This window comes from Streptomyces sp. NPDC047982 (assembly GCF_043204165.1).
GTDB lineage: Bacteria > Actinomycetota > Actinomycetes > Streptomycetales > Streptomycetaceae > Streptomyces.
In genome coordinates, this window is sequence record NZ_JBIDBS010000001.1 from 398,492 (window position 1) to 411,050 (window position 12,559).

Genomic DNA, 12,559 nt, shown 5'->3' on the forward strand with positions numbered 1-12,559 from the left:
CGCGGTCAGGCGGTGCCTTCCGGCCAGGCGCCCCGTGCCGCCACCTCCAGGATCAATGCCGCGATGTTCCAGGCGTCGTCCGCGCCGCTGTGGTGGCGGCCCTCCAGGGGAAGACCCGCGATGCGCAGGGCCTCGGCCATGCCGGGGCGCTTGCGCAGGCCGTAGCTTTCGGTGAAGGGGAGCTTGGCGTTGACGTGGCGGCGGCCGAACGGGTATCGGGTTCCGGTGGCCCGGCACTGGCGGGTGAACTGGTTGCGGTCGTAGTCGCCCCAGCTCGCCCACGGGCGTGTCCCCGACTCGTGCTCGGCCGCCAGCAGCCGGCAGGCCTCGGCGAAGGACACGCCCGTGTCTACCTCGGGCTGGGTGAGGCCGGTCAGTTCGGTGCAGAAGGCGCTGACTGAGGACCGGGCGGGCCGGACCAGAATCCGGTGGCGGGCGACCCTTCCCCAAGCTCTCAACTCCCTTCGAGCAGGGGAGACCCCAGTGGCCGCGCGCAGGTCGACGACGGTCAGCCCGATCTCGATGATCTCGCTGACCGCCCCGGGCGGCGGTTGTCCGTCCCAGCAGGTCGCCTCGATGTCGATGACGTTCAGGAGTTCCGGTTCCGGTCCTGTTTCCATGGGGGTGAGGGTAGATACCGGGGATGCGGTCCGGCACCCGGATTCCGCGGGCCACACGGCCACCCGTGGCTCACCGAAAAGTGAACGAGCCGCGCTTGCACACCAGTTCGTCCAGGCGCCGGCAGGTTGCGGCGATCACCACGCGGTCCTCGGGGCGCAGCACGGAGTCGACAGCGAGCTTGCGTTCCTGGTGGGCTTCGGCGGGCGGATATCACGCGGTTACAAGGCAACCTTCCGAGCATGCACCCCCTCTCCTGTTCCGACAAGGTCACAGGGTGAACGGCCATACCGGTGTGGGTGGTTGTGGCCTACCCCGCTGAAAATGAGGAAAAGCATGAGAGTGAGAACTGGCGTGACCGGGCTGATGGCCGCTGCCTGCGCGGGCGTCCTCCTGGCACCGTCCCCGGCCGGCGCGGCCCAGGCTCCCGAAGCCTCTCTGGCCAAGGTTGGTTCCTACTGCGTCGTCAAGGTCAAGACAGGGAAAACCACCTGCTACGACACCTACCGCGCATACATGGCCGCGATGACCGGCGGCCGGATCACCGACGCCCCGGCCCTGGAGAAGGCTGCCACGGACAAGAAGTTCCAGGCCCGGCTGAACGCGCTTGCCACCGCCCCTAGCGCCCACGAAGTGGCTGGCGTCGAGCTTTACGAGAACGGCCACTACGGTGGCCGTGCCATCGGATTCGCGCTTGACGAGCCGTGCAAGAACGACGGCCAGTGGGATGTCCAGATGAGTGACCTCGACGACCGGAACTTCGACGACATCACCAGCTCCGTGAGGGCGTGGGGCAACTGTTATGTCGAGCTGTACGCAAGCGCCAATTTCAAAGGGATACACAACACGTATGACCAGGCGGACTGGGTCGGCGAAGCGATGAACGACCAGGCCACCTCTTACAGGCTGAAGGCCCGAGGAGAGGCAGTCAACTGAAGCTGTTCCGCGAGGCCCGAGAGCCGCGCAGCGCACTGCGGCGCCGGACCCGGCGGACGGCCCGCTTCGTGTACGACGGCGGATCGGGCCGCTGCCGGATCGGCTGAGTGGTCAGTGCGGAGGGGGCGGGCCGGCCGGGGGTGCGGAACCGGCCGGGGAACGCGGCATGCCCGGTTGCGGTCCGCCCACTCAGGCCCTGGCTGTCGATGGTGGGCGCAACCGGGCCTCCGGCCGCGCCCACCTGCGTTCGGGCGGGATATCCGCGCGGTGAGGTCAGCGGCGAGGGTGGAAGATGAACTGCCGCCCCTGCCCCTTGCCGTCCGCCAGCTTCAGCGAGAACCCTCCGACGTCCGGCAGCAACAGGGACGGGATCTCGGTGCCCTGGGGCAGAGCCTTGACCTGTCCGGTGTCGATCGTGACGGTGACCGGCACCTTTTCGGATTCGCCGGTCGGCCGGGTGTAGCCGTATGCGATGCCGTCGGCTATGGACGCCAGGTGGATGTCCTTCCTGTCGTCGTTCTCCTCGAAGCAGTACCCCTTGCCCTGTTCGAGGTCCAGGGCAACGGTGTCCGAAACGACGTAGCGACCGTCGGGCGACAGGGCGTCACCGGCGGAGTCGCCGTCCGAATCCGATGAGCACACCACGGACGCCAGCAGTTTTCCGGACTTCAGGTCATGCACGGCATCCACCGATCCGTGCCCACTCTCGGAGAACCAACTGGACAGGACGTACCTGTCGAGGACCTCCCGCATGTGGCCGCTTTCATACTTGTTGGTCTGTATCTTGCTGCCCGGGGGAACGGCGTCGCCGGAGCGCCAGGCGCCGGGGACACCGAAACCACCGTAGACCGGGAGTTGCACGACCGGACCGTCCGGGGAGAGTGCTTCCACCGGGCCCTTGCAGGGCAAGGGGTCGTCGTCACCGCAAGGCAGTTCCACCGTGTCGTACTTCGTGATGCGGCCCTTCGACAAGTCGATCGCCGTAGTGCGGTCTGCGTTTGGAATTCTTTCCTCCCAGAGGACCAGGATCCCCTTCCCGCCGTCGACGACCCTCGGCTTGCCATGGGAAGGCATCGGTATGGAGAAGGTGCGGGCCGGAGAGATCTCCTTCCCGGAGGAGTCCGCCGGGAAGAGGAGGAGGGAGAACGTGTCGTCTTCCGTGAAGGAGGGCGCCCACGCCCAGACGGCGATGTACTCGCGGTCGTCCTGGTTCACGACGAGGAGCTGCGGGAGGTGCGACGAGTCCGGGGCCACGTTCTTGCCCGGGGCCGGAGGCTGCCAGGGCTGACTGCTCCAGCGCAGCGCGCCGGTGGCGGCCTCGCGGGTCTCGACGACGTATTTCTCGCCCTTCTTCTGGAGGAAGGCGACGACGCCCGCCTCGGGCGCGGCTCCCACCGGCAGTTTTGTCTTGTCGTCGTCCGGCCAACTGACGGTCTGGTGCCAGCCCTTGGACGTGTCGAACTCCTTCGGTGCCCTTACCGCCGGTTTTGGGGACTTCTCGGCGCTCGGCGTGGAGCCCTTCCCCGCGCTGTCACCGCTGCCTCCACCGCCGCTTCCACCGCAGGCTGCCAGCATCCCGGCCGCCACCACGGTGACGACGGCCTTCGTCACAGACTTCATCCGTGCCCCTCAGGTATGGGGGTGCCCGTGATCCGGCCCCCACAAGATCAACAAAACGTCGTTATAACACCCCCTGGGCAGTGGTTTCGCAGGAGGGGATGTGGACCGCGCCGAGCCCGCTTCGACAGGGCGGCCCTGCCGCGGCGGCGAGTACCGCGGCCGGGCAGACGTGCGGCAGCGCCCGGCCGACGCCGGTCGTCAAGTGCTCGATCCCCACCTCGACCAGCGGCGGCACCACGGGTGCCGGGCGGAGCGCGCGCGGGACATGGGGTGCGTACGGCGCGGGCCGACCGGTTCGCGCGTCACGGGGCCGGCGACCGCCGGACCCGCTCCGGGCGGTCGGCGCCCCGCATCGCATCTGCTGGGCCGGCGCTCACACCCCGGCTATGACCGCGGTGCCACGGGGCGCCGCCTGCGCAGCAGTTCGGCCAGCCCGCGGCGGGTCGCCGCGATCACCACCCGGTCCTCGGGGCGCAGCACGTACCCGGGGTGCAGGTCCCACACCAGCCCCGAGGGGCGGCTCGGGTCGTCGGCGAAGGGGGAGGCCAGGTCCGGTCGGCGGTCCTGGGGCGGCGTGGCGTCCAGGGCCAGCACCCGCCACGCGCCCGCCTGGAACGCCTCCTCCACCGTGCGGCCCTCCAGTTGGGGATGCCCCGCCACCTCGACCGCCGCGAACAGCATGACCTTGCGTTCCACCGGTATGGCGCCCAGGATCTGACGTCCCATCATGGCCACCGCGAAGGACGGGGCGGCCAGGTGCGAGACGGACCGGGAACGGGTGACCGCATGGGGGTGGGCGGTGCGCAGAGTGCGGTAGACCGCGGTCGCGAACTCGTCGTCGAACAGCCGCAGCGCCACGCGCAGATCCGGTTTGACCGAGCGGGCGTAGAGAGCCGCCTCCAGGTTCGTGGTGTCGATGCTGGTCAGCGCCAGCAGGGCACGGGAGCGGTGGATCTTCGCCGCCTCCAGCACGCCCTCCTGCGTGACGTCGCCGATGACCACCGGCACGTGCAGCCGCCGGGCCACGGGGATTCCGCGCGCGTCGGGGTCGTCCTCCACACACACCACGGGGACGCCCATCTCGCGCAGTTGGACGAGGACCCGCGTACCGATCTTGCCGAGGCCGAGCAGCACCACATGGCCGGAGAGCCCCCGGGGCGGGCGGCGCAGGGACGATGCCGTGCGCAGCGAGCCGAAGGCTTCCAGGACGGCCGCCACGAGCAGCGGGAGCAGCATCAACCCGGCCACGCCCGAGAGCAGTTGGATGAGTTGACGGGCGGTCGATGCACCGGTCGCCGGGTCGCCCATCGCGAACAGGTCCAGGAGCGTGAGGTACGCGGCGTGCAGTGGGTCGTCGCCGGTGGTGAGCGTCGAGGCGACGGCCAGGGCGACGACGGACAGGCCGACACCCAGCGCGGACCAGCGCAGCCGCCGCGAGAAGATCCGGCTCAGCGGCGCGCCCCTGCCCCCCATCCGGGGCGGCGGTGCGGCCGGGTCGGCCCGGCTCACCGTCTCCAGGACGACGGTGCCGCGGCCCGTGGCCGTCGCCACCTGGCGGGCGTCCGGGAGGAGTTGAGGCCCTTCGGCGCCGCTGCTGTCGGAGCCCTCGGTGCCCGCCGGGTTGTGGGTGGTGGAGGACAACAGGGCGAGGGTGCACAGGCCGGGGTCGGCGATCCCGCCGTCCCCGGGCGGGGTGCGCTCGGCGGCGCGCAGCAGCAGGCCCTCCGCCTGGATGATCTTGCTGGAGCCGGTGAGCGCGGTCGCGGCGAGGGCGGGCGCGGCGGTGTCGGCATCGGACAGGACGGTGGTGGAGGTGTCCAGCTCCGCCGGGTCGAGGCCGGGTACGGCGACGGCGGCGGCCTGGTCGAGCAGAGTCTCCAGATGCTGGCCCAGCTTGCGGTTGTAGAGCCGGATCACCAGCCGGAGGCGGGGGTTGAGGCGGCGGGCGGTCAGCGCGGCGCGGATGTTGCGCTCGTCGTCGTCGTAGACCAGGGCCAGCGCGGCGGCCGAGTCGACGCCCGCCTCCTCGAACGCCTCGTCGGACGGCTCCGACGTCTCCAGGATGCGCACGGCCTCGACCCCGGCGTTGGTGTCGGAGCTGTCGACGGTCAGGACACCGGAGCCGCCGATGGTCACAGCGCCCGAGCTGTCGCTGTCGCCGGCCGGATCGCCGCCCGGGGCGCTCGCGCCGCCGAGGCCGCCCAGGTTGCGGTTCATCGCCGCCGACATCCGGCCGAACAGCGTGGCGGCCCGCCCGCGCCCGGTCAGCGGCAGCTCCGGGCGGCGCGCGTCGCGTCCCGGCGGGAGCAGCAGCGTGACGCGTTCGCCGTACACGTACCGCAGTTCCACCGCGAGCCGACGGGCGAGGGTGTCGTCGCCGCAGACCACCATGTGGCCGCCGGACCAGGTGCGTTGGGTCTGCTGGGGAAGTGTGGACACGCGCCCCAGCATGCCTTGCCGGCCTCCGTCGTTCGACCCGTTCGGGCAGTCAGTGATCTTCGTGTGACACAGGGCCCGGCGCGGGGCGCGTTGCGGGGCCCGGCCCACAGCGAGAACGTGAACTGCTTCGGCACGGTCACCATCGAGGTCGACACCGAACGCGCCGAGCTCGACCGGGCCGGCTACCGGCCCCTGCGGCCTCGCCGCCCGGACCGGACCTGACCTGACCAGAGGAGGGACGGGCGGCTATGGAGTGGGGTTGGTTCGGAGGAGGGCTGCTCCCAGGGGAGTGAGGGTGTGGAGAACGGTGTTGCCGTGGCGGGTGGAGGTGATCAGGCCCGCCTCGCGGAGGGCGGTGGTGTGCCGGCTGGCCGTGGGTGCGGCGGCGCCGATACGGCGGGCCAGTTCTCCGGTGGTGCAGCCGTCCTCGATCACACGTAAACAGGCGGCTCGGGTGGGTCCGAGGACATTGGCCAGGGACCTGGGACCGGGAGTGTTGGTGAGACCGGTCCAGCCCGGTCCCAGGGTGAGCGGGTAGACCAGTACCGGGCGGAGGCTGGGGTCTATGAGGGTGACCGGGGTGCGCCAGCAGAACGCCGAGGGCACCAGCACCAGGCCCCGTCCGTCCAGGTGGATGTCGCGCTCGCGGGGGTAGTCCACCTCCAGTACGGGCGGCTTCCAGCGCATGGTCGGTCCCAGGGTGCTCAGCAGTCCCTGGCTTCCGTGGTCGAGCAGAGCCCGGGCGCGTACGGCCCGCTCAGCGTCGACGAGGGCCTGCATGTGTGGCCAGTAGGGAGCGATCGCGGTCTGGTAGTAGCCGCGGAGCGCCCGCCCGAGGTCGGCGAGTGCCTCCGGCTGACCGTCGGCCAGCGGCCGGGCCCACGACGGCCTGCCAGGCAGAATCGCCAGTTCTTGGCGCAGTCGATGACGCGGTGTGGTCAGCACTGCCTTGATGCCCGCCTCCACTCCCTGGGATGCCTCCTGCGGGGTGAGGAAGTCGGGGAAGTCGCCGATCGGAGGGGCCAGGTAGCGCAGCACCTGCAACTGCCACCGGGGTAATCGGCTCAGTCCCACTCGGGCTCGTGCGCGCCAGGGGTCGAAGACGGCCCGGCCCCGGGCCGTGCCCAGCAGGGTGAGGCTGAGCACCATCTCCCACAACGGATCAGGTCCTTCGGTGAATCGAACCCGTGACAGGTCATCACCAGTGAAATGCACCCGAAGCACCACGGCCTCCGATTCGACACCCCGCTTTCGGCCAGTCTGCACGGCCCACACCCTCGTGACCAGCACTTTTACGCCAGAACGGAAAAAACTGGCGACGGCTCTCGCCTGAGGCCAATCTGTATCGCAATGAGCGAGAGGCCGTCTCAATCAGTGCACGCGAGATCCCACCAACGAAAGGACCAACGAGTGATTGCGCGTCGTGGATTCAGCTCTCTGGTGCTCGCAGTCTGTGCCGCCGTGTCGTTGACCGCCTTCTCCGCGGCCGAGGCTCAGGCCGGAACGAGCAGCGCCCTCGGCTACGGCCCGACGAAGTGTACGAACATCGGAAATGGCGAAGTGTGCGCTACCGGCATCTCGGGTTCTCCCAACGGCTATGACGCGGCCTACAACAAGTGGGCCGGTCCCACGGTGACCGCACGGTTCCAACTGGTGTGCGCGAATGGCTACACGAAATGGGATAACGGCTCCTTCTCCATCTCGGCAGGCCAGAGGAAGAGCTTCGTCTTCTCGGTGGGCAACCAGGGGTCTTGCAAGGTGGTAATGCACAGCGGCGGCACTGCTTACAGCAGCCCGTACGTGACGATCCCCTGACCTCGATCTTGCGTAACGGTCCGACCGACTCCGTCGGCGGACCGTTACGCGCCCCTTGTTTCTGCGGCCGTTACTACGGCGACCCCGGGTCGGCGACGCGGACGATCGCCGACTCCACCGCCGCGATCCGGTCCGCGAGCAGCCCCAGCGCGGCGACGGCGCGCCCCAGGGGGTCGTCGTCCGGGGTGCCCAGCCTCTGCGTACGGACGTAGGAGGCGGTGATCTCGGCCCAGCGCGCGGCCTGACGCGCGGTGAGCCGGCCGCGCAGTGCGGCGAGCTTCAGCAGGTTGGCCTCGGCGCCCGTGGTCAGCGTCTGGGCCTCCCCGGCGTAGTGGTCGTCGATGACGGCCGACAGTTCGGCGTCGTTCATCACCGGCAGGATCCGCTCGGCGATCTTGTTCATGTTGCGGTACGAGCCCTGGAGCCGGAACGGCGGCTCGGTGCGGGACTCGTCGGTCTGCGCGGCGGACGCGATGTACGCGGCGTTCACGGCCAGCACGGTGTCCCGGGCGGTCAGCAGATGGCGCAGCACCGCCGTGATCCGCTCCACCTCGGCGGGCGCGTAGGGGTGTTCGAGCCGGTCCGGGCGGGCCGCCCCGTCCCCGGAGGCGAGCCGCACGAACAGCGCCAGGTCCTCGCGGGAGCGCCCGGCCAGCGGGGCCAGCAACGGGTTGGCGGTCAGCGCGTTCTCGACGAAGCTCAGCGCGAAGACGTCCTCGCGGCCGGTCAGCACCTCGCCGAGGTTCCACACGTCGGCCCGGTTGGCGAGCATGTCCGGGATCCGGAACCGTGCCCCCGACTCGGTGTACGGGTTGCCCGCCATGCACACCGCGAACCGCTTGCCCCGCAGGTCGTAGGTGCGCGGCTCGCCGTCCCGCACGCCCTCGACGCGGCGGGTGGCGTCGCACAGCGGAATGAACTTCTGGAGCAGTTCGGGCGAGGTGTGCTGGATGTCGTCCAGGTAGAGCAGGGTGTTGTTGCCCGCCTCCAGCGCGAAGTTGATCTTCTCGACCTCCTGGCGGGCGGTCGCGGTCCGGGCCTGCGCCGGGTCGAGGGAGGTCACGTCGTGGCCGAGGTTCGGCCCGCTGACCTTGACGAGGACCAGCCCGAGCCGGTCGGCGACGTACTCCATGAGTGTCGTCTTGCCGTAGCCGGGCGGTGACACGAGCAGCAGCAGGCCCTGCGAGTCGGTGCGCCGGTCGGCGTCGGCGGTGCCGAGCTGCTTGGCGAGACTGTCACCGATCAACGGCAGGTACACCTCGTCCAGCAGCCGGTTGCGCACGAACGCCGACATCACGCGCGGCCGGTGGTCGTCCAGCCGCAGCCGGGCGCGTTCGGCGGCCACGAGTTCGGTGCGCAGGCGCTGGTAGGCGCGGAAGCCGGGGACGGTGGTGGCGCGGAACTCGGCGGTACGGGCGAGGAGTTCGTCCAGCCGTACGGTCAGCCGGCCCCGGTCGACACGAGGATGGGTGCCACGCAGGCCGTCCACGGTCGCGCTGAGCGGCGCCGCGCAGTCGTAGCGGGCGAGCACCGGCTCCGGGCACAGTTCCACGGCGACGGCCTCCGCGAGGTCGCCCGGCTCGATGCCGGCGCCGCTCGCCGCCGCGTACGAGGCGAGCCAGCCCTCGGCCAGCTGGCGGCGGGCGGGGAGGTCGTCGTGGAGGGCCGCCAGGTCCTCGTCGTACGCCGAGGAGCCCACGGCGCGGCGGAACGTGTCGAGGAACGTGCGGACGGCGGCGCTCGTGACGAATCCGTCGGGGCCGCCGGTCAGCTCCTCGAAGAGATACGCGGCCACGGCCCGGGGAGCGGGCGTGCCGGGGCCGGTAGCGGACTCGGACGCCGCGCCCATGACATCGGCCCACTCCTCCTGGAGGGCCGCGACGGCGGGCGCGAGTCCGAACGTCTCCCGGGCGCGGGCCAGTGAGACGGCACGCCGGGTCCAGGAGGTGCGCCGGGCCTCGTCCGTGCCGTACGCCCAGAACAGCTGGGCCGCCGCCCGTACGGCGGGCGGGAAACGCAACAGCCCGGCCCCGGCGTGGAGTTCGAGCAGCGTGGTGAGGATCGCGGCGGCGTCCTCGTCGTGAACCCCGCGCTGATGACCCTCGTCGTACGCGACTGCCGCCGACTTCCGTACCAGCGCGGTGAGTTCGGCCGGGTCCAGGGCGGTCAGGGCGTCCGCGCCGTGCTCGTCGAGGAGCCGGGCGGCCAGGTGCTCGGCGCGGTAGACGCGCGGGGACTCGGAGGGCAGCGTCTGGTCCCAGTACGGACGGGCCGCCGCGAAGTCCGGGTCGGCGACCGGGGACCGGTAGTCGGTGCCGGTCAGCGCGAACGCCGGCGCGTCCCCGTGCGGGACGAGCGTCAGGTCGAACGGCTGGGTGTTCACCGCGAACCGGTGCCGGCCCAGCCGGATCACGGAGCCGCCGTCCGCGTACAGCTCACCCCGGTCGCGCAGCGCCCGTCCGGCCTCCTGCCGGGCGGCCAGCAACCGCCCGTCCAGTTCCTCGGCGCGCACCGGATCGCCGAGTTCCCGCAGCTCGTCCGCGGTGCGGCGGATCTTCGCGACCATCGGGTCGGAGGCGAAGTAGGTGTGCACGGCGTCCGGGTCGGGCAGGGCGGCCACCCGCCGCGAGACCGTCTCCAGGACCCGGGCCGCCGAGTCCGCCAGCCGCTCCGCCCGGCGGGCCCGGGCGTCCTGGAGGGTCTGCTTGCGGGCCGAGAACGCCTCGTACACCTCCGTGCGGCGCTCGGCCAGCTCGGCGAGGAAGTCGCCGAACTCCGCGAACCGCGACTCCAGGTTCTCCAACTGGAGGAGCAATCGGGAGAGTTGATCGTCGCATGCGTCCGGTGTGTCGGCGGCGGCCAAGGCCCCGGTGACGGCCTGTCCGAGCAGGGCGAACTCGGCGGCGAACTCGGCCCGCCCCTCGTGTTCCAGGAGTTCGCGGCGGCGCGCGTCGAGGGTGGCCCGGGCCCGGTTGATTCCGCCGAGGACCTCCGCGATCCGCTCCAGGATGGACGTACGGACCGTGGCGTCACCGATGTCGAGCCCGGCGACCACGTCCGTGACGGTGCTCAGTCCCTCCGTCATCCCGGTCAGCCGGTCGCCCAGGGCGGCGGCGTCGACGACGGTGGTGAGCGCGGACGCCTCGTCGGTCAGACGGGCGATGTCGGCGTGGTGGCCCGCGAACGCGTCGTCCCGGGCGAGGAACGCGACGGCGCGCCGTCCCGCCGACTCGATGTCCTCGGCGGTGGCGGCGGTCAGTTCGGCGATCCGCTCGGTGTCCGCGTACCGCATCTCGGCGAGGGTCGCCACGTGTCCCTGAACGCGCCGGAGTTCGGTGAGCTGCTCGACCCAGTCGGCGGCCGAGCGCGGGGCCTCGCCACGGACGCGGCGGACGAGCGCGGTGATCCGGTCGGCGGTCTCGGTCAGCGCGTCCGCGGCCTGCCGGGTCAGCTCCCGTACCGTCTCGAACTCTCCGACGATCTGCTGCGCCGTCTCCCGCAGCTCGGTCAACGGGGCGTCCAGCCCGCCCAGTTCGGGGTCGGCCAGCCAGTGGTAGCGGTCGGCGGCACGGGTGCAGTCGGCGACCAGTCGCGCGTATCCGGCGGTGGTGGGAGTGGTGCCGGTGATCTGTTCGGTGCTGTGCGCGAGCGCCAGCAGGTCGGAGACGCCGCGCACCAGATCGGCATTGCCGATCCGGGCGAGCGGGCCCGTCCCGGCGGGGCGGGAGGCGGCGTGGGTGTCGGAGACGTACGGGGTCCGCCAGCGCTGCACCGGGTGGACGCGGGCCGGTTCGTCGCCCCCGGCACCGGCCTTCAGCAGGATCAGCGTGCCGTCGTCGAGCAGGGCGTGGCCGCGCCCCTGGAGCGGGGTGGCGACCTCCTGCCGGATCAGGTTGTACGGGAGGAGCAGGCTGCGGCCGTCGTCGGGGGAGCGGAAGACGTAGAGGACGTCCTCCCCGTTGGGGGAGCGGACGGCGCCCTCGAAGACCGGGTCGGTGAGCGGGTCGGCGACGTCGAAGGTCTTCGCGGTGCCGGTGGTGAGGTAGTAGCCGCCGGGAAAGATGATCCCCTGGTCCTCCGGGAGCCGGTGGCAGGCGGGACCGATGCCGTCGAGCCGGGTCACGCTGCCGAGCAGGGTGTTGAAGACCAGGTACCGCCAGTGCTCCTCGTTGTACGGGCGGACGCGGAGCAGGACCAGGGGACCGATGGTCGCGTGCTCGACGTCGGCGTCGGCGAGGGACTGGAGGGGTTCGGCGACCGGTTCCTCGTAGATCCCGTCGGGGGTGTCGGTGTCGTTGACCGTCTTGACGGTGAGGGTGCCGCCGAGGGTGTCGACGAAGAGGACGCCGCCCCCCGGGCCGTCCGCGTCCGTGCCGATGGCGATGTGCGGATGCCGGCCCGGGACGTGGGACTCGCGTCCCGCGACCGTCCAGGTGAAGCCGTGCGAGGGCGGGAAGACATGGTCGCGGTCGCCGCGCGCGTCGAGGAACGCGCCGGGCGAGCCGTCGGGGCCGAGCGCCCAGCGCAGCACCCGGATGCCGTCGGCGTTCTCGCCGGTACGGAAGACGGCGAGCAGTTTCCCGTCCACGCGGCGCAGCCGCAGCAGGCGGGCGTCGCGGTAGTAGCGGTGCAGGGTGGTGAACTCGCGGACGAAGCCCTCGTCGTCGAGCAGGCCGGCCGTGGCCGGGGCCGGGGACGGGACGGGCGTCGAGCCGGGGGGCCGGTCCGCCTTCGCGTCCGAGACCGGGTCACGGGCCGTGTCCGGATGCGTCAACTCGGGGCCGTACAGAGTCAGTACGTCACTCACCCCGGCCGGGTCCGCCGCCCCGGGGCCCCGCTCGAAGCCGAAGAGGAGTCGCCCGCCCACGGCCACCAGGTCGCGGGGCACGCACGCCTGAGCGGTGTGGATCCGCTCGGTGCCGGTGAGCCGGAGTTCGGTCGAACCGAACTCCTCGGTGCGGCGGGCGTTGAGCGCCTCGGCGCGGGCCGCGAGAGCGGCGGCCCGGTCGTGGAGCCGGCGCCGCAGCACGTCGTACGTCCCCGCGTCCACGGGGCCGCCGGCGGGCGATGCGGTCGTGGTGTCGGTGTCCATGCGTACGGCTCCCTGTGAGGTGTGCGGTGTGCGGGGCGT

Annotated in this window: 8 protein-coding genes; 3 read left to right on the forward strand and 5 right to left on the reverse strand. The window is 71.5% G+C overall.

The window, feature by feature from the left end:
* Positions 1–5 precede the first annotated feature (5 nt).
* Positions 6–620 (reverse strand): 3'-5' exonuclease, encoded by a 615-nt coding sequence (locus ACGF2V_RS01775; protein WP_362619651.1) that lies wholly within the window; start codon positions 618–620, stop codon positions 6–8.
* 334 nt (positions 621–954) lie between these two features.
* On the opposite strand from ACGF2V_RS01775, the gene ACGF2V_RS01780 reads away from it, so the two are divergent.
* Positions 955–1,554: a hypothetical protein gene (locus ACGF2V_RS01780; protein WP_362708835.1), complete on the forward strand. Its 600-nt coding sequence runs from the start codon at positions 955–957 to the stop codon at positions 1,552–1,554.
* 273 nt (positions 1,555–1,827) lie between these two features.
* On the opposite strand, the gene ACGF2V_RS01785 is transcribed toward ACGF2V_RS01780, so the two are convergent.
* Positions 1,828–3,174 carry a hypothetical protein gene (locus ACGF2V_RS01785; protein WP_362708832.1) on the reverse strand — a complete coding sequence of 449 codons (1,347 nt, stop codon included), beginning with the start codon at positions 3,172–3,174 and terminating at the stop codon, positions 1,828–1,830.
* A gap of 384 nt (positions 3,175–3,558) precedes the next feature.
* The gene (locus ACGF2V_RS01790) at positions 3,559–5,625 is read right to left on the reverse strand and encodes an NAD-binding protein (RefSeq protein ID WP_362708830.1); all 2,067 of its coding nucleotides are present in this window, start codon (positions 5,623–5,625) and stop codon (positions 3,559–3,561) included.
* A gap of 51 nt (positions 5,626–5,676) precedes the next feature.
* On the opposite strand from ACGF2V_RS01790, the gene ACGF2V_RS01795 reads away from it, so the two are divergent.
* Positions 5,677–5,835 (forward strand): hypothetical protein, encoded by a 159-nt coding sequence (locus tag ACGF2V_RS01795; protein WP_362619657.1) that lies wholly within the window; start codon positions 5,677–5,679, stop codon positions 5,833–5,835.
* 24 nt (positions 5,836–5,859) lie between these two features.
* On the opposite strand, the gene ACGF2V_RS01800 is transcribed toward ACGF2V_RS01795, so the two are convergent.
* Entirely contained in the window at positions 5,860–6,762 is a 903-nt protein-coding gene (locus ACGF2V_RS01800; protein WP_362619659.1) for a winged helix-turn-helix domain-containing protein, read from the reverse strand.
* A 261-nt stretch (positions 6,763–7,023) separates the two neighbouring features.
* Between ACGF2V_RS01800 and ACGF2V_RS01805 the strand changes: the two genes are divergently transcribed.
* Entirely contained in the window at positions 7,024–7,428 is a 405-nt protein-coding gene (locus tag ACGF2V_RS01805) for a hypothetical protein (RefSeq protein WP_362619660.1), read from the forward strand.
* Between the two features lie 73 nt (positions 7,429–7,501).
* Here the strand turns inward: ACGF2V_RS01805 and ACGF2V_RS01810 are convergent, their stop codons facing one another.
* Entirely contained in the window at positions 7,502–12,520 is a 5,019-nt protein-coding gene (locus tag ACGF2V_RS01810) for a DNA repair ATPase (RefSeq protein ID WP_362708827.1), read from the reverse strand.
* Between the last annotated feature and the right edge of the window lie 39 nt (positions 12,521–12,559).

Bases quoted from the DNA above. Each gene is read 5' to 3' on its own strand.
- ACGF2V_RS01775 (WP_362619651.1), bottom strand. From the start codon at position 620: ATGGAAACAGGACCGGAACCGGAACTCCTGAACGTCATCGACATCGAG.
- ACGF2V_RS01780 (WP_362708835.1), top strand. From the start codon at position 955: ATGAGAGTGAGAACTGGCGTGACCGGGCTGATGGCCGCTGCCTGCGCG.
- ACGF2V_RS01785 (WP_362708832.1), bottom strand. From the start codon at position 3,174: ATGAAGTCTGTGACGAAGGCCGTCGTCACCGTGGTGGCGGCCGGGATG.
- ACGF2V_RS01790 (WP_362708830.1), bottom strand. From the start codon at position 5,625: ATGCTGGGGCGCGTGTCCACACTTCCCCAGCAGACCCAACGCACCTGG.
- ACGF2V_RS01800 (WP_362619659.1), bottom strand. From the start codon at position 6,762: ATGGTGCTCAGCCTCACCCTGCTGGGCACGGCCCGGGGCCGGGCCGTC.
- ACGF2V_RS01810 (WP_362708827.1), bottom strand. From the start codon at position 12,520: ATGGACACCGACACCACGACCGCATCGCCCGCCGGCGGCCCCGTGGAC.